Annotated in this window: 17 protein-coding genes; 7 read left to right on the top strand and 10 right to left on the bottom strand. The window is 58.5% G+C overall.

Annotated features, from left to right (window positions below):
• The first annotated feature begins 25 nt into the window (after positions 1-25).
• Positions 26-838, top strand: a complete 813-nt coding sequence (locus ACR0B3_RS17590) for an HTD2 family dehydratase (RefSeq protein ID WP_480810187.1) — start codon at positions 26-28, stop codon at positions 836-838.
• Here the strand turns inward: ACR0B3_RS17590 and ACR0B3_RS17585 are convergent.
• Positions 830-1864, bottom strand: coding sequence for an NAD(P)/FAD-dependent oxidoreductase (locus ACR0B3_RS17585; protein WP_480810186.1), 1035 nt, complete (start codon positions 1862-1864; stop codon positions 830-832). The genes ACR0B3_RS17590 and ACR0B3_RS17585 overlap by 9 nt on opposite strands.
• A gap of 55 nt (positions 1865-1919) precedes the next feature.
• On the opposite strand from ACR0B3_RS17585, the gene mnmC2 reads away from it, so the two are divergent.
• Together mnmC2 and ACR0B3_RS17575 are read left to right on the top strand one after the other, a co-directional pair.
• On the top strand, positions 1920-2585 hold the full coding sequence (gene mnmC2, locus ACR0B3_RS17580) for a tRNA (5-methylaminomethyl-2-thiouridine)(34)-methyltransferase MnmC2 (protein WP_480810185.1): 666 nt from the start codon (positions 1920-1922) through the stop codon (positions 2583-2585).
• Positions 2582-3460 (top strand): DMT family transporter, encoded by an 879-nt coding sequence (locus tag ACR0B3_RS17575; protein ID WP_480810184.1) that lies wholly within the window; start codon positions 2582-2584, stop codon positions 3458-3460. Before mnmC2 ends, ACR0B3_RS17575 begins: the two co-directional genes overlap by 4 nt.
• On the opposite strand, the gene ACR0B3_RS17570 is transcribed toward ACR0B3_RS17575, so the two are convergent.
• On the bottom strand, positions 3425-5398 hold the full coding sequence (locus ACR0B3_RS17570) for a lytic transglycosylase domain-containing protein (RefSeq protein ID WP_480810183.1): 1974 nt from the start codon (positions 5396-5398) through the stop codon (positions 3425-3427). The two genes, ACR0B3_RS17575 and ACR0B3_RS17570, sit on opposite strands and share 36 nt — an antisense overlap.
• Before the next feature lie 123 nt (positions 5399-5521).
• On the opposite strand from ACR0B3_RS17570, the gene dapA reads away from it, so the two are divergent.
• Positions 5522-6394 carry a 4-hydroxy-tetrahydrodipicolinate synthase gene (gene dapA, locus ACR0B3_RS17565; RefSeq protein ID WP_480810182.1) on the top strand — a complete coding sequence of 291 codons (873 nt, stop codon included), beginning with the start codon at positions 5522-5524 and terminating at the stop codon, positions 6392-6394.
• Between the two features lie 130 nt (positions 6395-6524).
• Here the strand turns inward: dapA and ACR0B3_RS17560 are convergent, their stop codons facing one another.
• The 5 genes from ACR0B3_RS17560 to pdxR form a co-directional block, all read right to left on the bottom strand.
• Positions 6525-7412 carry a dimethyl sulfoxide reductase anchor subunit family protein gene (locus tag ACR0B3_RS17560; RefSeq protein WP_480810181.1) on the bottom strand — a complete coding sequence of 296 codons (888 nt, stop codon included), beginning with the start codon at positions 7410-7412 and terminating at the stop codon, positions 6525-6527.
• Positions 7412-8161, bottom strand: a complete 750-nt coding sequence (locus ACR0B3_RS17555; RefSeq protein WP_480810180.1) for a 4Fe-4S dicluster domain-containing protein — start codon at positions 8159-8161, stop codon at positions 7412-7414. The genes ACR0B3_RS17560 and ACR0B3_RS17555 overlap by 1 nt, the downstream gene beginning before the upstream one ends.
• A gap of 91 nt (positions 8162-8252) precedes the next feature.
• Positions 8253-11069 (bottom strand): molybdopterin oxidoreductase family protein, encoded by a 2817-nt coding sequence (locus ACR0B3_RS17550; RefSeq protein ID WP_480810179.1) that lies wholly within the window; start codon positions 11067-11069, stop codon positions 8253-8255.
• A gap of 171 nt (positions 11070-11240) precedes the next feature.
• Positions 11241-13016, bottom strand: coding sequence for a sulfoacetaldehyde acetyltransferase (gene xsc, locus ACR0B3_RS17545; RefSeq protein ID WP_480810178.1), 1776 nt, complete (start codon positions 13014-13016; stop codon positions 11241-11243).
• Between the two features lie 125 nt (positions 13017-13141).
• On the bottom strand, positions 13142-14602 hold the full coding sequence (pdxR, locus tag ACR0B3_RS17540; protein WP_170687012.1) for a MocR-like pyridoxine biosynthesis transcription factor PdxR: 1461 nt from the start codon (positions 14600-14602) through the stop codon (positions 13142-13144).
• A gap of 147 nt (positions 14603-14749) precedes the next feature.
• On the opposite strand from pdxR, the gene ACR0B3_RS17535 reads away from it, so the two are divergent.
• Positions 14750-15058: a winged helix-turn-helix domain-containing protein gene (locus ACR0B3_RS17535; RefSeq protein WP_170687013.1), complete on the top strand. Its 309-nt coding sequence runs from the start codon at positions 14750-14752 to the stop codon at positions 15056-15058.
• Positions 15051-16082, top strand: a complete 1032-nt coding sequence (locus tag ACR0B3_RS17530; RefSeq protein WP_480810177.1) for a permease — start codon at positions 15051-15053, stop codon at positions 16080-16082. Before ACR0B3_RS17535 ends, ACR0B3_RS17530 begins: the two co-directional genes overlap by 8 nt.
• Positions 16083-16124: 42 nt before the next feature.
• On the opposite strand, the gene ACR0B3_RS17525 is transcribed toward ACR0B3_RS17530, so the two are convergent.
• Together ACR0B3_RS17525 and ACR0B3_RS17520 are read right to left on the bottom strand one after the other, a co-directional pair.
• Positions 16125-16514 carry a hypothetical protein gene (locus tag ACR0B3_RS17525; protein WP_170725070.1) on the bottom strand — a complete coding sequence of 130 codons (390 nt, stop codon included), beginning with the start codon at positions 16512-16514 and terminating at the stop codon, positions 16125-16127.
• Between the two features lie 53 nt (positions 16515-16567).
• A complete protein-coding gene (locus ACR0B3_RS17520) occupies positions 16568-17329 on the bottom strand; it encodes a DUF1013 domain-containing protein (RefSeq protein ID WP_170687016.1) in 762 nt (253 codons plus the stop codon).
• 130 nt (positions 17330-17459) lie between these two features.
• On the opposite strand from ACR0B3_RS17520, the gene ACR0B3_RS17515 reads away from it, so the two are divergent.
• On the top strand, positions 17460-18089 hold the full coding sequence (locus ACR0B3_RS17515; RefSeq protein WP_480810176.1) for a ribonuclease T2 family protein: 630 nt from the start codon (positions 17460-17462) through the stop codon (positions 18087-18089).
• Here ACR0B3_RS17515 and ACR0B3_RS17510 read toward each other — a convergent pair.
• On the bottom strand, positions 18086-18574 hold the full coding sequence (locus ACR0B3_RS17510) for a hypothetical protein (RefSeq protein ID WP_480810175.1): 489 nt from the start codon (positions 18572-18574) through the stop codon (positions 18086-18088). The genes ACR0B3_RS17515 and ACR0B3_RS17510 overlap by 4 nt on opposite strands.
• Positions 18575-18638: the final 64 nt, after the last annotated feature.

Raw genomic sequence — 18638 nt, 5'->3', positions numbered from 1 at the left:
CTGCTGCAGGTCTTAGGCTGTGCAAATGAAAGACGAAAACCCGACAGAGATCGTGGCCGATGTCTTGGACCCGGCCCGAGCTACCGCTTTGCAAGCGGCGTTGGGGCAGGCACCGACGATAAAGGCGGGATCGCCGTTGCCGCCCTTCTTCCATCAACTCTATTTCTGGTCGCCACATTTGCCGGATGCGCTGGGGCGCGACGGACATCCGCAAGTGGGTCAAGGGCTTATCCCCGACATGGGTTTGCCGCGGCGTATGTGGGCAGGTGGGCGTCTTCAGTTTCATCGTCCCTTTGTTGCGGGAGTCTTTGCAGAACGTCGATCAGTACGGGAAAGCGTGGCCGCAAAGACGGGGCGCACAGGGCCACTCGCCTTTGTCACGCTGCGCCACGAGATGTGGCAGAAAGATACGCTTTGTATCACTGAATGGCAGGATCTGGTTTACCGCGAAGATCCCTCGACCGAAGTTCCATCGCCAGAGGCTCCGATAGCCAGAACGGATGAGGTGGACCGGCGTGAGGTGGAATTCGATACAACCTTGCTGTTCCGCTATTCGGCGCTCACGTTCAACGGGCACCGGATACATTACGATCTTGACTACGCGCGCGGGGTGGAAGGTTATACCGGGCTGGTCGTCCACGGACCTTTGTTGGCTCAGTTGCTCATGTTGTTTGCAACTGAATCGATGGGACCATTGGCGGAGTTCTCGTTTCGCGCGTCGTCACCGATGATGCACTTCGAAACAGCCACTCTGTGCCGCCACGGGCATAAGCTCTGGGTCCGCGGCCCCGGAGGTCGACAATGCATGACGGCGACTGCGGTGTTGCAATCAGAGTGATGCTTCGGGAAGAAAATCTTGCGGGATCGCATTGCGCTCTTCCAGCATCAGGTCAGCCATAACCCCGGCAATCTTCGGTGCCATGCCAAAGCCAATCTTGAAGCCGCCGTTGGCGATGAACTGCCCTTGGTGCAATGGATGCGCGCCCAGCATCGGCGCGCGGCTTTTGCTGCGCGGGCGAACGCCAGCCCAACGTTCGATCACTTCCGCTCCGTGAAGAACCGGAACAGCCCGCATGGCCCGATCCAGCACATCGTCCAACGCGTTATCGGTGCTGGTCGGGTTATCATACTCGCGTTCAGAGGTCGAGCCGATGGCCAATGTGCCATCGGCATGTGGTACAATGTGAACGGCATCTGCGAATAGTTGCGGTACGGCGCCTGCATCGAACCGCAGCAATGCCGCCTGTCCCTTCACTCCGTTTCCAATTGTCTTGCCATACGCGGCGCTGAGTTCTTGCAAGCCCGCAAGCCCAGTCGCGTGAACGACCTGCCCCCTGTCGGGCGCTTCTCGGACAACTTCAACGCCCATCACGCTAAGTGCGGCAACCAGCGCGGCGCAGGCTCGCCGGGGATGCATGCGCGCGCTCAGTGTGTCGTGAATGACAAAACCTACGGGGCTGGGAGGACACCAAGCCCCGACCCGATCCACGGCTTTCACGCTCCACTCAGCCTGACCTTGCCACAGCGTCGTCGCCGTGTGTTCGCGTGTGCGGGCCAGCTCCAAACTGCGCGCGTCCGGTAAGGGTTGCAGGCGTCCCAGCCGGGCGTACCCCGGTGACACCCCGCCTGTAGTCTCAACCTGTTTCCAGAACGGTTCGGCCATGATCAGACTTTCGAACTGAAATGCCTTTTTCGCGTTCCAGTTTTCCGGCACATGTGGCGCCAGTGCGCCAACCAGCCCTCCGCTGGAACCCGCACCCGGACCAAAGGGATCGACGATCTGAACCTTCGCGCCGCGCCGGGCGCAGGTCCAGGCGATGGAGAGGCCAAAGATCCCTGCGCCACGCACCGTCACATCGACCATTGCCAATCCCCTTTTCCTTGTTCAGTGTCGCGCCGCTTAGCTACAGGATTCCCCGATGGCAGACCAGCGTGCCGAACTCACTTGGACAGAGGATCAGATTCCGGTCTCGGATCGGTTCAATGACCCCTATTATTCTTTGCAGAACGGGTTGGAGGAAACACGGCATGTGTTTCTGGCGGGCAATGATCTGCCCGCACGCTTTGCTCCGGGATTTCATATTGCAGAGCTGGGTTTTGGCACCGGCTTGAACCTGTTAACTGCGTGGTCGGCGTGGGAAGCTGCGGGGCAGACCACTCCATTGCGGTTCACCAGCTTCGAGGCCTATCCGATGGCACCTGACGATATGGCGCGCGCTTTGGCGGCCTTCCCCGAGATGACCCCGTGGGCCGATCGCTTTCTGGAAAAATGGAATGGGCAGAAATGCGTGCTGGACACATTGCATCTTGAGGTCATGGTCGGAGACGCACGCCAGACCTTGCCCACATGGAATGGCGAGGCAGATGCGTGGTTTCTGGATGGCTTCTCACCCGCAAAAAACCCCGAGCTGTGGGGGGCTGACCTGATGCAACAGGTGGCGGACCATACGATCCAAGGCGGCACAGCGGCTACCTATACCGCCGCAGGTTTCGTGCGTCGGGGCCTGTCCGATGCGGGCTTTAACGTAACCCGCAGCCCCGGCTTTGGCCGCAAACGGCATATGACCCGAGCGGTGAAGCCATGAGCCAGAAGAACAACGTCAACGCAGGTATTGCGCTTATGATCGGGGCGACGATTGTATTCGCCTTGCAGGATGGGATTTCGCGTCATCTGGCCGGAACCTACAACACTTATATGGTCGTGATGATCCGGTACTGGTTCTTTGCCGCGTTCGTGATCGCTCTGGCGGCAAGATCAACCGGAGGTCTGCGCGCTGCTGCGCAAACCAGCCAGCTCGGGCTCCAGATATTCCGGGGTGTGTTGCTGGCCGCAGAAATTTGTGTGGCCGTTTTCAGCTTTACCATTCTGGGGCTGATTGAAAGTCAGGCTGTGTTCATCTGCTACCCGCTGCTGATTGCCGCCCTCAGCGGTCCGGTTCTGGGTGAGAAAGTCGGCTGGCGCCGCTGGGCCGCGATCGGGGTCGGCTGTATCGGGGTGCTCATTATTCTCCAGCCCGGTGCGGGCGTGTTTAATCCATGGGCGGTGATTCCGCTGATCTCGGCATTTATGTTCGCGATCTATGGCCTGCTGACCCGGTACGCTGCGCGGCGCGACAGCAGCGCGACCAGTTTTTTCTGGACCGGCGTGGCTGGTGCGGTCGCGATGACTGTCGTCGGTGTCTGGTTCTGGGAGCCCATGGCGCGCAGCGATTGGCTATGGATGGGGTTGCTCTGCATAACAGGTGCGCTGGGGCATTGGCTGCTCATCAAGTGTTATGAGATGGCCGAGGCCAGCGCAGTGCAACCCTTCGCCTATTTCCACCTGATGTGGAGCGCAATTCTGGGCATTACGATCTTCCACGAAACGCTGCGTTCTGAGGTCGTTGTAGGTGCGGCCTTGGTGATTGCGGCTGGTCTGTTCACCCTATGGCGCGAACGACGCAAGGGTCGAACCGGTTAGTTCCTGCGAAAACGGCACCGGCAAAGCTGGCTGCCCTAACCGAGCACGATAGACCGGCAGGCTTTCGGCGACACGCATCACATAGTTCCGGGTTTCCTTGAACGGAATTGTCTCGATCCAGTCGATGACGTCAACCTGACCTTTGCGTGGGTCACCATAACGCTCCATCCAAGAGATCGGCCGTCGTGGTCCGGCATTATATCCTGCTGCCATCATCACGACATTGCCGTTGAAGTCTTCGGCCAGTGTCGCAAGATAATTCGCGCCCAGCTTCGCGTTATATTGCCAATCCGAGGTCAGGCGTGCTGTTTTATGGCCGCCCAGAATGCCCAAATCCTGTGCCACAAGTTTGGCCGTGGCGGGCATGACCTGCATCAGGCCGCGCGCACCGGCACCGCTGACGACAACCGGATCGAACTCACTTTCACGTCGGGCGATCGCCAGTGTCATCTCTTTCGCCATCGGCAGGCCCATATCGGCGACTGGGTGTACCGGATAATAGGCGGCAGGCAAAACAACACCGGTTGTTGCCGCACGTTTGGCGATCATGACGGCCAAATGCGGCTCATTCAGCTCAATCACCAGATCCCCCAGCTGAGCGGCCTGCGTTTGATCGAGACCCTCCACCAGATGGGTCAGGAACCGTTCTGAGAGATTTCCCTCTCCCGCGCGCTGCAACAGCAACCCAGCCTCTAGCACGCTCGAATCTGCAAATGCAGCCTGTTTCCAATGCGGGGCACGGCGCGGGTTGGCCAACTCGCTGTCAAATGGGCGGCCGATCTGTTCCGCCGCCAGAAGCCCATAGAATGAGGTCTGATAGTTCGCGCCTTCTGCATAAGCCTCGTGCGCCTTGTCTGCGTCCCCTTGAGCCGCATAAGCACGACCCAGCCAATATCCTCCGCGCCCTTTCGAAATCGGCGATTGCACCGCCTCCGAGAAATTCTGGAAATGCCGCACCGCCGTGGCCGGATCATTCAACCTGCGCAGCGCGAGAAAGCCCGAGAGCCACTCCAGATCGGCATAACCATAGCCCATTTCAGCGGTCATATGGTGATTGGCGGCAATCGCATAGGCGCGTTCAGCATCGCCCGTGCGCATCTCGAGTCGCGCCAACCTGCGTCGTCCTTCCGCCCATTTGTCCGGCTCGCCTAGTGATTTCGGTCCGGTCGAGCGCGACAACATGAGATCAATGGCGCTGTCATCCAGTTCCTTGCGGTCCCGCCAAACGAACCGGTCAAAGGCCAGACCGGGATCCTTGGCCAACGCACTCGGTACCGAGGCGACCTTCCCATCCACGCCATTCTCGCGTTTTTGCAAAGCAATGCGCGCCTCAGCCAATTTGCGATAATCTGCACCGACCAGGGGCAACATCTGCCCCGCGCTGACCAAATGCCCGTCCCACAGCATCCGATCCAACCGTGCCTCGTGATGGGGTTTCAGCAGTTTACTAAAGTTCTCCAGATAGTTTTTTTGCAGACCCGACCCCATTGGCATCGTCCGCCATGCGGCTACAACATCGGCTTCGGCCTCACCGTTGCGGCCTTGGCTCTTTAGCGCCACGGCATAGTTCAACGCACCTTCAGCGGTTTGCGGGGGCATCCCTTCATAGAATTTCAGAACCCGGTTCGAATCGGCCCCGGTAAAGGATGGCTCGCTTTTCCGACGCAGCCATGCAAGCCCGGGCCAATCGGGACGCCGGTCCAGAAAGACCAGCACATCGCCTGAGCTGCCAAAGCCCTCACGTAGCCAGTGCCAGACGATAATGTCGCGCGCCACCGAACCGCGCTGGCCGGCCACGCGCAGCGCTGCATTCCAGTCGCCCTTGCGCATTTCATAGAGCCCGGCGCGCAGATCCTGCGTTGCATCCGCCCGAGTAACCTGCGGCTGCAGCGCAAGTACCAGAATCATTGAGATTCCCAGCGACAGAATTCGTCTCATCCCTTGCATTCTCCAACAAACCAAGGATACAGCCATGCAGGATAAACCTTGCGCCGCCGGGATCAACTCACAAACCCTTAATCGTGACGGACCGGTGCGCAAAAAACACCTAAGGAGCGTTCCATGTTTAAAGGCTCAATGCCAGCCCTGGTCACCCCGTTCAGCAACGGCGCGTTGGACCTGGATACGCTCAAACACTTGGTGGAATGGCAAATTCAGCATGGCTCGACCGGTCTTGTTCCCGTAGGTACAACCGGGGAGAGCCCAACGCTCAGCCATGAAGAACATGAAACGGTTATTGCCGAGGTCGTGAAAGCCGCCGCAGGTCGCGTGCCCGTCATAGCCGGTGCAGGTTCCAACAACACGGTTGAGGCTGTGCGGTTCGTCCAGTTCGCGCAAAAGATCGGCGCTGATGCGGCACTTGTCGTTACGCCCTATTACAACAAGCCCACCCAGCGGGGCCTGTTGACGCATTTCCAGACGCTGCATGACTGCGCCGATATCCCGATCATCATCTACAACATCCCGGGCCGTTCGATTGTCGACATGACCCCGGAAACGATGGGTGAGTTGGCCAAACTGCCGCGCATCATCGGCGTTAAAGACGCGACCGGCGATCTGGCCCGCGTCAGCCAGCAACGCGCAAGCTGTGGTGCTGATTTCTGCCAATTGTCCGGAGAGGACGCGACAGCGCTGGGCTTTAACGCTCATGGCGGAGTGGGCTGCATTTCGGTCACCGCGAACGTGGCCCCGAAGCTCTGCGCAGAATTTCAGCAGGCAACGCTCGCTGGTGATTACGCAAAGGCTCTGGAGTATCAGGACCGCCTGATGCCGCTGCACGAAGCGATCTTTATCGAACCCGGTCTTGTCGGGGCCAAATACGCGCTCAGCAAACTTGGCCTGTGCAGCACCGAAGTTCGCTCGCCCCTGACCGAGTTGGAAGACAGCACCAAAACCGCCATCGAAGCAGCGATGGTACATGCTGGACTGATCTGAAGTTAAAGAAACGACTCAAAAAAAGGGCGGCCTCGAATATCGAGCGCCGCCTTTTTTCTTTCAGGATCCAGACTTCATCTGGCCAAAATACCTCGGGGGGTCGCGGCTTGCCGCGACGGGGCAGAGCCCCCTACCGTTTACCGTAGTACAACCCAACCACATGCTCGGCTTGCGCAAAGAACAACCAGCGGGAAACTGCTACCCCGGCAAGGTGCGTCAGCACTGCGAGAAGCGCAAAGACATGCTTGGTCAAAACACCGCCGACGGGGATCAGAATCAGCAACAAGGGCAGCACAAATGCCAGACCAAAGGATATCATCCGCAATTTCTGGGCGTGCTTCCGACCGACGACATGCACAAACTCACGCAGCAGATAGTTTGTTCCGGTGTGAGGTGGTTCGAATGCGCGGACCGCGCCACGATCCCCAAGCCCTGTCGCGGTTGCCAAAGTGGTCCCGGAACCGGTCAGTGCACCGTCGCCCTTGGCCCAGTAGGCCAGCTGCACGGCACCTGCAATGACGAGCAACCATGGGGCCAACGCTTCCGCTCCCGCCAGCAACGCGCCACCGGCAAGGCTGAACGACAAGAACATGGCTGGTGTCAGATTCATGTTCCAACGTGGGATGGTCTTGAGCTGGGTGTAAATCATGGACGTGGTGAACACCGTCGCCAGTGAGAACGCCGCGCCGATCCAGCCCAGTAAACCCCAGCGCTGGCCCAGAAAGACCGCCCCGATGGCATAGAGCCCCATCATGAGTAGCGCGATAACCGCGCACCAGCCCTCGCGGCTGAGCCAGCTTGAGCGCCATTGGGTGAAGGCCTTCCACGCACGTTCGGGGTGGCCGAGATGGAAGGTTGAAGCCAACAGCCCGCCAACAGATAGGCCATACGCAATCGCAAAGAATACAAAAGCGACCCAACCCGAGACTTCAGGTATGCCGAGGCCCAAGAAAAACAAAAGCCCAAAGCCAAGGCCGGACAGTGTGGTGAAGACGATAACAGATGGTGCCGGGTGCATCAGAGCTTCTCCAAGGTCTTGTCGAGCCAGCCGAGAAAGCCTTTGGGCTCTTCGGCAACCGGGGCCAGCAGAGGGGCCAGAATGTCGATCTGATCCTCAATCTTGTCCTTGGGACGCGGTGGAAGATATTTGTTGACGGGTTTGGTGCCCATCTCAGGCATCAGGTCCATGCCGTCGCGTTCAGCGACCAGTTTGCTGACATCGCTGTCAGGATCACCGAGATCTCCAAAGTGACGCGCCCCGGCCGGACAGGTGCGGACGCAAGATGGGACGCGATCCACCTCGGGAAGATTTTCATTGTAAATCCGGTCAACACAAAGTGTGCATTTCTTCATCACACCTTCGGTCGCGTCCAGCTCGCGCGCGCCATAGGGGCAGGCCCAAGCGCACAGGCCGCAGCCGATACAGTCGCTCTCGTTGACCAGAACGATACCATCCTCGACACGCTTATAGCTGGCACCGGTGGGGCAAACCGTGACGCAAGGCGCGTCTTCGCAATGCAGGCAGGATTTCGGGAAATGTATCAGCTGCGCGTGGCCATCTGTCGGCTGCACCTCGTAAGAATGGACGCGGTTCAGGAAGGTGCCCGAGGGGTTTGAACCATAGGCGTCCTGATCTGAAAGGGGTGCGCCGTAGTTTTCGGTATTCCAGCCTTTGCAGGAGATCACACAAGCGTGGCACCCGACGCAGGTATCCAGATCGATGACCAAACCCATCTTGCGGTCGGTGGATGTGGGGAGCTGGGTCATGATTGCCTTGCCTCCGCGATTGTGGTGAGGGTGGGCTGGGGCGCTGCCCCAGACCCCGAGGTATTTTTGGCCAGATGAAGTACGGATCGGTTCATTTGCCTACCTTCCAAGCCAAATCCTTTGGCCCCTGTCCGACCGGCGACTTGATCGGATTAAACTCGGGCTGGCTTTCCGCATCACTTGGGGCGTCGGCTTTTTCAATCTTCACCTTCAGGTCGAACCACGCGGCTTGACCTGTGATCGGGTCAGAGTTTGCCCACCGTTGGCCATCGCCCTTGGGCGGCAGCAGCTCGTGGATCAGATGGTTCAGCAGGAACCCTTTTGTGGCTTCCGGTGCGTCCTCTTGCAACGCCCAAGCGCCTTTGCGCTTGCCGATGGCGTTCCAAGTCCAAACTGTATTGTCGTTCAGCGCGGCCATTTCCATGACGGGTACCGTGATTTCTCCATGAGGAGAGCTGACCTTGGCCCAATCGCCATCTTCCAGCCCATGTTCGCGCATTAGTTTGGTCGGCACGTAGAGCGGGTTGCGACCGTGCAGTTGGCGAAGCCACGCGTTCTGCGTGCCCCAGCTGTGGTACATCGCCATCGGGCGTTGGGTCAGAGCGTTAACGGTGAAGCCTTCGTTGCCGGTCTGATCTGTTTCATACCAGATGGGCAGGGGGTCCATCGTGTCCTTGATGCGCTGGCGCAGGTGTTCGGGCGGTTGGCGATCGCCGTGACCTTCGGCGGCCAGCTGGAATTTCCGCATTGGCTCGGAATAAAGCTGGAATAGATAGGGTTGTGGACTGTCATAGATGCCCATGCCAACAGCCCAGTCCTGATAACCCATGTTCCAAGGCTTATAGTAATCTGCACCTTCAGGGATATGCGCCACGTAAAAGCCACCATTTTCAATATAGCGGTCCAACTGGTTGGGGTTGACCTCTCCGCGCCCTTCCTTGTCGCCGTTTTCGCCCCTGAATCCAGCCAGCGGGCCAATCCCCGGCTTACGTTGATGGTTGACGATATAGTCGGCATAATCCTTCCACTTGGGCGTACCGTCCTCATTGGTGAAGCCCGGCAGGCTCATGCGGTTGGCGAGCTCGATCAGAACCGATTGGAAGCCACGCACGTCGCGGTCGGGCTCGATCACTGGCCAGCGGATCGCATCAGCGGCGGCGTCGGCCTCGCATATCGGACGATCCAACAATGAGATACAGTCGTGCCTTTCAAGATAGGTGGTGTCGGGCAGGATCAGATCAGCATAGGCTACCATTTCCGAGGAATAGGCATCGGAATAGATGATCTTGGGGATGACGTATTTTCCGTCTTCGTTGCGGGCGGTCAGCATCTCCATCACGCCTTTGGTGTTCATCGACGAATTCCACGACATGTTCGCCATATACATGAACAGCGTATCGATCTTGTATGGATCGCCAGCGGAGGCGTTCGAGATCACCATATGCATCAGCCCATGCGCCGACATCGGGTTTTCCCAGGTAAAGGCCTTGTCGATACGCTGTGCCGTGCCGCAATCGTCAATCAGCAGGTCCTCGGGACCGCGGGGGAAACCCAGGTGGGGGCCTTCCAAAGGACGGCCCGGGCGGCGGTCACCATGCGGGGTGGGGTGTGCTTCGATCGGCTTAGGATAGGGCGGCTTGAAACGGAAACCGCCGGGAACCTCGACCGTGCCAAGCAGGATTTGTAGCACATGCAACGAACGGCAGGTTTGGAAACCATTGGCATGGGCTGAAATCCCGCGCATAGCGTGGAAGCTGACCGGGCGACCGACCATCTTGGAATGTGTTTCGCCCCGGAAGTCGGTCCATTCATGATCAAGCTCAATCGCCTCGTCAAACGCGACACGGGCGATTTCGGCTGCGATGGCACGGATACGTTGAGCTGGGATGCCGCAGCGCTCAGCGACGGCCTCGGGGGAGTGCTCATCGGTCAGATATTTCTCGGCCATCAGATGGAAGACCGGGCGATGGGTGACGCCATCCTTTTCGTAAGTTGCCGATAAATCCGGACGAACGCCGGGTTTGTCAAACGCAGTGGGTTCGCCGGTGCTACGGTCGATCACCAGTGGCTTGCCATCAGCGTCGCGCAGGAACAGGCCCTTTTCCGGGCCTTCGGCGGCATTCACCAGAACCGGCGCATTGGTATAGCGGCTGAGGTAGTCCAGATCGATCTTGCCCGCTTTCATCAGCACGTGGATCAGCGACAGGATGAACAGACCATCGGTGCCGGGTGTGATGCCGACCCAGTCATCGGCAACCGCGTTATAGCCCGAGCGGATCGGGTTCACCCCGATCACCCGCGCACCGCGCGCCTTGATCTTGCCGATGCCCATCTTGATCGGGTTACTGTCGTGGTCCTCGGCGACGCCAAAGAGCATGAACAGCTTTGTGTGGTCCCAATCTGGCTGACCAAATTCCCAGAACGCCCCGCCCATCGTGTAGATGCCGCCCGCTGCCATATTGACCGAGCAGAACCCGCCATGAGCTGCATAGTTGGGCGTGCCGAAATTCTGCGCCCAGAAGGACGTGAAGCTCTGGCTTTGATCCCGGCCAGTGAAAAACGCCAGTTTTTGCGGCGCGGTTTCGTGCAATTCGTTCAACCAGCCGACGGCGGTGCTGAGCGCCTCGTCCCAGTCGATTTCGCGAAACTCACCAGAACCGCGCGGACCGACACGGCGCAGCGGTTTGCGCAGCCGCGACGGCGCGTTCACCTGCATGATCCCCGCGCTGCCTTTGGCGCACAGAACGCCTTTGTTTACCGGGTGGTCCCTGTTGCCCTCGATATAGGCGACCTTGCCTTCCTTCATGTGCACGTTGATGCCGCAGCGGCACGCGCACATGTAGCACGTGGTTCGGCGGATTTCGTCCGACACAGGTGGGGATAGGTTGAGGTTGGGTTGTTGGTTCACGTTGTCTCTCTCCCTATGGCGGATCGCCTTGGCATTTGAACGTGTTGAGCACATTGGAGCGTATCGACGCCGGGCTCAAGCGTTCAGAGGAAGAGAGTGCGGCACCCCCTTCCTCTGTCATTGATTAAGCGGACCGGTTGAGCCCGGTCCAGCTTGGCTGTGAGGCAGCGATCAAACCTGCTGCGGACGCATGTCGGCTGCGTTGATCCCGGCAACTTCGACCGGCTTCTTCATTGCGTCGCGGCGGAAGGGTTCACCCAGTTCCTGATTGATCATCGCTTCGATCAGGGTGGTGATACCATTCTTTTGGTCTTCGATCGCCTGAGCCAGCGCGGCAGTCAATTCGTCCTGAGTACGTGCGACGACGCCTTTCAGGCCACACGCGTTGGCGATACCGGCATAGGACACTTTGGTGTCCAGCTCGGTGCCGACGAAGTTGTCTTCGAACCACAGGGTCGAGTTACGCTTTTCCGCACCCCACTGATAGTTGCGGAACACAACCTGAGTGATGGCAGGCCACTCTTCGCGGCCAATCGCGGTCAGCTCGGTGACAGCAATGCCAAAGGCACCATCACCCGAGAACCCGACAACCGGAACATCCGGGCAGCCGATCTTGGCGCCGATGACCGAAGGCAAACCATAGCCACAGGGGCCGAACAGGCCAGGGGCCAGATACTTGCGGCCTTCTTCGAACGACGGATAAGCGTTGCCGATGGCGCAGTTGTTGCCGATGTCGGACGAGATGATCGCCTCTTTTGGCAGAGCGGACTGGATCGCGCGCCATGCTTTGCGCGGGCTCAGCCAATCCGGCTTGGCAGCGCGTGCGCGTTCGTTCCAGGTGGTGCCCGGATCGTCTTGCTCGTGGTCCATCGAGGTCAGCTCTTGCGCCCAGCGCGATTTGGTTTCTGCAATCTTCGCTTTGCGTGCATCACGACCTTCGTCACCGGCCGTGTCAGACAGTTGGTTCAGGATGCTGGTGGCAACGGTCGCCGCATCACCCACGATACCAACCGAGACCTTCTTGGTCAGGCCGATGCGGTCGGGGTTGATGTCGACCTGAATGATCTTTGCATCTGCGGGCCAGTACTCCATGCCGTAACCCGGCAAGGTCGAGAACGGGTTCAAGCGGGTGCCGAGGCACAGAACAACGTCTGCTTCCTTGATCAGCTGCATACCAGCTTTCGAGCCATTATAGCCCAGTGGCCCAGCGAATAGCGGGTGCGAGCCCGGGAAGGCGTCGTTGTGCTGGTAGCCAACGCAGACCGGGGCATCCAGACGCTCGGCCAGTGCCTTTGACGCTGCGATCCCGCCTTTGGACAGAACGGTACCCGCACCGTTCAGGATGACGGGGTTTTTTGCGTCGGACAGCAGGGCGGCTGCTTCGGCGACGGCAGTTGCACCACCCGAAGGCAGTTCGAAATCAACAACTGCGGGCAGTTCGATATCGACAACCTGAGTGAAGAAGTCGCGCGGTACGTTGATCTGTGCTGGCGCCGAGGCGCGCTTGGCGTTCATGATCACGCGGCTGAGAACCTCGGCCATGCGGCTGGGGTCACGTACTTCTTCCTGATAGCAGACGCAGTCCGCGAACATGCGCATCTGCTCCATCTCCTGGAAACCACCCTGACCCATGGTCTTGTTGGCCGCTTGCGGGGTGACCAGCAGCAGCGGGGTGTGGTTCCAGTAGGCAGTCTTAACGGCGGTGACAAAGTTGGTAATTCCAGGGCCGTTCTGGGCGATCATCATCGACATTTTGCCGGTCGCGCGGGTATAGCCATCAGCCATCATCCCGCCCGACCCTTCGTGCGCACAATCCCAAAAAGTGATACCAGCTTTCTCAAAAATGTCAGAAATAGGCATCATCGCAGAGCCGATGATTCCGAACGCATGTTCGATGCCATGCATCTGCAGTGTTTTTACAAAGGCTTCTTCGGTGGTCATCTTCATCTGCGTAATCTCCAATCATAGAAGGATGGAACGGGGGTTTTGCACCCAGTTTTCTGGTCGGTTTTGGCTCACAGGTGACTGTGGCGTTAGGGCCAGAACCACTGGCGGTTTAAGTCCAGTCCATTTCAGAAACGGCGGATTGCGTCTGCAATCAGTTGAATTCCCGGTTCAATGCGATCTTTTGTGATCGAGGAGTATCCAAGCCGGTAATAGTTCCGCGACCGGGCCTCGCTTGAAAAGAACGCCTCGCCCGGTTCGATATGCACGCTCTGCCGTTGTAGGTCCCGGGTCAGCTTCACGGTATCGACATGCGGCGGCGCCTGCATCCAGATCGAAGACCCGCCCAGCATGCCACGACCCGCAACCGTCAGGCCATGCTGCCCGATCGCTTCTTCGATTACTTCGCGGCGGCGCTGCAGTGTTTTGGACATGCGCCTGATCTGGGCATCGTAATGGCCCAGCGACAGAAAATAGGCCGCTGTGCGCTGCATGTGACCTGGAGGATGGCGCAAGACCAGCGATCGCAGTGCTCGTGCTTCGCGGATGAAGGGCTCGGACCCGACCATGTAGCCAAGGCGAAGCCCTGGAAACAGCGACTTTGAAAAGCTGCCTACATAGATCACGCGCCCGTCCCGGTCCATCGACCTGAGCGCGGGTGATGGGGCCCCGAGAAATGACATCTCGAACTCATAGTCATCCTCGACGATCATCGCGTCCAGCTCACGCGCCCGGCGCAACAGGGCATGACGGCGATCAACAGGCATGGTCGCGGTGGTCGGTGATTGATGGCTGGGCGTTGTGAAAATCACATCGGTGTCGTCGGGGATCGTGTCCGGGGGCAATCCGTCTCTGTCGACCGGCAAATAGGAAAGTTTGCACTCGGAGTGGATCAAAAGATCGCGAAGGGCGTAATAGCAGGGGTCTTCGAGGGCAGCCCTTCGGTCCCGGTTCAGCAAGATCCGCGAGGCCAGCCAAAGGGCGTTTTGCGCACCAAGGGTGATCAGAATCTCTTCGGGTCGGGCCACGATGCCCCGGCGCGGAAGGGTGTGCCGAGCGATGAATTCGATCAGCAGCGGGTCGTCCTGATCGACATAATCCCCGGTCAGAGAATCAAAGTCCTTATGCCCAAGCGCCCGAACCGCGCAAAGTCGCCAATTCGCGTGATCGAACAGCTTCCGGTCGACCTGGCCGTAGATAAAGGGATATCGATACTCGCGCCAGTTGCTGGGTTTTGCCAACATATCGCCGTCCGAAAATTGACGTGCGAGGGCGCGATCCCAGTCTACGACTTCGGTGTCGCGTCGCACCGGTGTATAGGTTGGCGGTACCGGAGCGTTTTCCGAAACGTAATATCCCGACCGACCTTTTGCCGTGAGATAGTCGTTGGCAAGCAGCTCGGTATAGGCAAGCGTGACCGTTATTCGGCTGACACCCAGATGAGCGGCAAGCTTGCGGGAGGAAGGCAGCTTTTCTCCAACATGAAATCGCCCTGACAGGATGCCTTCGGCGATCAGCTGTTGAAGCTGCGCCTGCAATGTGCCTTGCCCATTCCGTTCGAGAAAGAAGGTGTCGACTGAAATACCCATGGCAAGGTTATAGGTTGGACTTAAGGTGGTGGCAATCTGGACTTATCGCTGTGTAGTTCCATGGGGTGAGCTTTGGTCAAATGGGCCGTTGACGCGGAAAGTGGGTTGAACTAAATAACTATAAATCTAGTTTAATGGAGATAAAAGATGTGGGAAGAAGCTGCCGCAGGTTTCTCTGCCATGGGTTCTGAGGCTCGGCTGAAGGTCCTCAAGACCCTCGTCCGTGCTGGGCAGGCGGGACTGACCGTCGGGGAAATCCAGTCACGAACAGGCATCGCGCCCTCGACGCTTGCGCATCACTTGCGGTTTCTGGCCGCGGGCGGCGTGGTTGAACAAGAGAAGATCGGGCGCAGTACGATCAACCGGGCGTGCTTTGACGAGTTAAGGAATTTGGCGCAGTTCATCCTCAGTGAATGCTGCGCAGACGAAGTTGGAAAGGCCGCAAACGATGGCTGAGCTAACACAAAACCCCAAGCCGCTGACCAGAAGTCTGATCGACCTGATCAAGACGCCTTGGGCTCTTATCGTGGTCATTCTGGCGCTTGTCGCCATTGTTGACCCAGGCAACTGGACCGAAATTGTAAGCTTTGCCGCAAAGGCGCTCGCACACACGGGCCAGTACATCTTGTTTGCAGTATTGCTGCTGTCCTACCTCAAAGCGACTGGGGCCGAAGTGATGGTCGCCCGTGCATTTGAGGGGCGCGAGACACGGATGATCTTTCTCGCTGCGCTCTTTGGCGGTCTGGCACCGTTCTGTTCCTGCGAAGTCATTCCGTTCATCGCAGGCCTCTTGGCGCTTGGCGCTCCACTATCGGCAGTAATGGCATTCTGGCTCAGCTCACCGCTGATCGATCCGCCGACACTGCTGATTACCGCAGGCGCCCTGGGCTGGCCGTTTGCGATTGGGAAAGCCGTGGCCGCTGTTGCATTGGGTCTTTTCGGTGGGTTCGCCGTACGTGCCCTAATGCGCGGGGGTGCTTTCGTGCAGCCCTTACGCGAATACAAACCTGCTGGATGCTGTGGATGCGGACCAAAAAAGGACGACAAACCCGTCTGGCAATTCTGGAATGACCCTGACCGCCGCACTCGTTTCCGGGCCGAGTTTATACACAACGGTTTGTTCCTGCTCAAATGGCTGGCCTTTGCCTATGTGCTCGAAGCGCTGCTGGTCAGCTATGTCCCGGCGGACCTGATCGCACAAGTTGTCGGCGGAGAAGGTGTGGTGCCAATCGTCATCGCCGCTTTGGTCGGGATGCCCGCCTATCTGAACTCTTACGTTGCACCGCCACTTTTGGCAGGTCTGATGGAGCAGGGGATGAGTGCGGGCGCTGCGATGTCCTTCATGGTGGCCGGGGCGGTCAGTTCAGTCCCCGCGATGGCGGCGGTATGGTCGCTGGTCAAACCTCGCGTCTTTGTCACCTATCTTGGGCTGGGCATTAGCGGGGCCATCATCGCAGGCATCGTGTTTCAGATGATCTGAACAAAAAACCGCCCGGTGATATGGCTGGGCGGTTTTAGTCGTTTAACTTGCTTCGCAGTATCGCGGCAGTTTGAACCGATATCTTGGCTCTCCGCTTTCCACAAAAACCCGTTTCTCGATGCAGGCTTGGGTGCCAACTGTTTGAGCAATGGGGCCTTCGGTCGAGCTGATTGACGCCGCAGACCCATCTGGTAAGCGCACCGAAGCGATGACCCCGTTCTTGAGATCGCCGTTGATTGGTGTGGCAGACAAAACCGCGACGGTTAGAAACGCCTCGTGCTCATGTTTGCCGTCGTCATTCAGCAACAGCAAACCAGCGACGATCGCAATCATCACAACGGCACCTGTGATGGCCAGCCACCAGGATTTCAGGAACACATAGATCGAAACGGCACGATGCGGTCCGAATATTGTGGACAGAATGCTAAGCATGCAGCTTTCCCAAGATAAGGCCCCGGCGTTAGAGCGCCGAGGCTGTCAGCCTATCAGGGACGCAGATCGTCTTCGTCTTCTTCGTCACCGCCGCCTTTGGGCAGATTAAAGAAGCTATCCGCATCGATGATGGGCTCATCGTCTTCCTTGGCTTCAGGCTCATCAGACAGCGAGAAGGTTTCCAGACCCTCGATCGCGGTCGGGATCTTGGGCGCCGAATCCATCTCGAGCGACTGTTCGGTCGACACAAGCTTGCGGCGCTCGTCATCGCTCATAACCCCACCTTCAGCGGCTTTCTTGGCCGCGGCCTTCTGCACGATGGCATCCAGTTCAGACTGTTTGCACAGTCCCAGAGCAACCGGGTCGATCGGCTGCATGTTGGTGATGTTCCAATGGGTGCGTTCGCGGATCGACTGGATGGTTGGCTTGGTCGTGCCTACCAGTTTTGCGATCTGACCATCGCTGAGTTCGGGGTGGAACTTGACCAGCCACAGGATCGAGTTCGGGCGGTCCTGACGTTTGGACAGCGGGGTATAACGCGGACCCCGACGCTTTTCCTCGCCCGCCGCAGCGGCGTTGAACTTGAGCTTCAGCTTGTGCAGCGGATTGTTCTGCGCCGTATCGATTTCGTCTTGCGTCAGCTGGTTGTTGGCAATCGGGTCAAAGCCTTTCACACCAGCCGCCACATCGCCATCTGCAATGCCCTGCACTTCAAGCTCGTGCATGCCTACGAAATCCGCGATCTGCTTGAAGCTGATCGTGGTATTGTCCACCAGCCATACGGCTGTTGCTTTGGCCATAAGTGGTTTTGCCATCAGCCCGTCTCCTTTAAATACACCTGTCCCGTCGCCGGAATTCGGCGGCCCCGTGGTCTTGGGGCAGGTTTCCGTTGTCGGGGAACTTGGGGCCTATATAGTCGCGTCACGGTAAGAAGGGAAGAGGCGAATGCGCTGGGTGGTTTTGTGGATGCTGAGCGCCGTGGCTGCGATGGCCGAGGGCGAAAAGGCGGGTAAGTTTGACTACTACGTCCTATCGCTCAGTTGGTCGCCCAATTGGTGCGCCCGCGAAGGTGATGCGCGTGGCTCGGATCAGTGCGATGCGCGACACGATCACGGGTGGATATTGCATGGGCTCTGGCCGCAATTCCATCAGGGCTGGCCTTCCTATTGCCGCACGTCCGAGGCTCCGCCCACGCGTCGCATGACCCGGGAAATGGAGGATATTCAAGGCTCGTCCGGATTGGCGTGGCACCAATGGAAAAAGCACGGAACTTGCTCGGGCCTTAGCGCGGCCGACTATTTTGCGCTGTCGCGGCAGGCCTATAAGGGCGTCACGCGCCCCGAGGTATTCCGCAAGCTGGACGCGACCGTCAGACTGCCTGCCTCGGTGGTCGAAGAGGCGTTCCTCAAGGCCAACCCCTCGCTTGAACCCGATATGATCACCATCACTTGCAAGCAGGGCTATATCGAAGAGGTCCGAATGTGCTTGTCCCGTGATCTTGCACCCGTGCCCTGTGGCCGCGACGTGATCCGAGACTGCTCAGCCAAAGACGCCGTGTTCGATCCGATTCGTTAGAGTTTTTTGTTCTGACAATCCCGCGCATAGTCGAGCGCCTTGGCGGTGCCTTTCAGGTCGATCGCCATAACGGTCTGACCCTCGGGGTTGTAAACCGTCATCGTCTTGTTCTGCGCAATCGAAGTGACAAAGTTCCGGTCAGTGAAAAATACCGTCGCACCCGGAACGCGATCCTGCTTGAACCCGATGGCGGTGGCATCAAAGCTCTTGCCGTCCAGTTCAAACCGGATTGGATAGCTCTGCCCCGGTTTGATATCGCCCCAGGCCTTGTTGTAAACGGTGAAATACCCACGATTGTCGAGCGCGTCATAGCCGATCCGCACGACCGATAGGTCCTGATAAACCGTTTGAATCAGGCACCCATTTCCGAGATTGGGGTCCATCATGATGTTCCAGCCCTCGACAAAACCTTTGTCGATGAGTTCCTGCGACAGGGCGGCGGTCGCTGTGAAGGCGGCGAAGGTGAGGGCGAGCAGGCGGTGCATCAGATCATTCCAAATCGTGGGTGGTACGGACCCTTAGTAACCGCAAACCATTCGCTTCCAAAGA

Source organism: Ruegeria sp. CE9 (genome assembly GCF_056537425.1).
The sequence above is the reverse complement of the archived record's forward strand: the minus strand, read 5'-3'. Positions and strand labels throughout refer to the sequence as shown.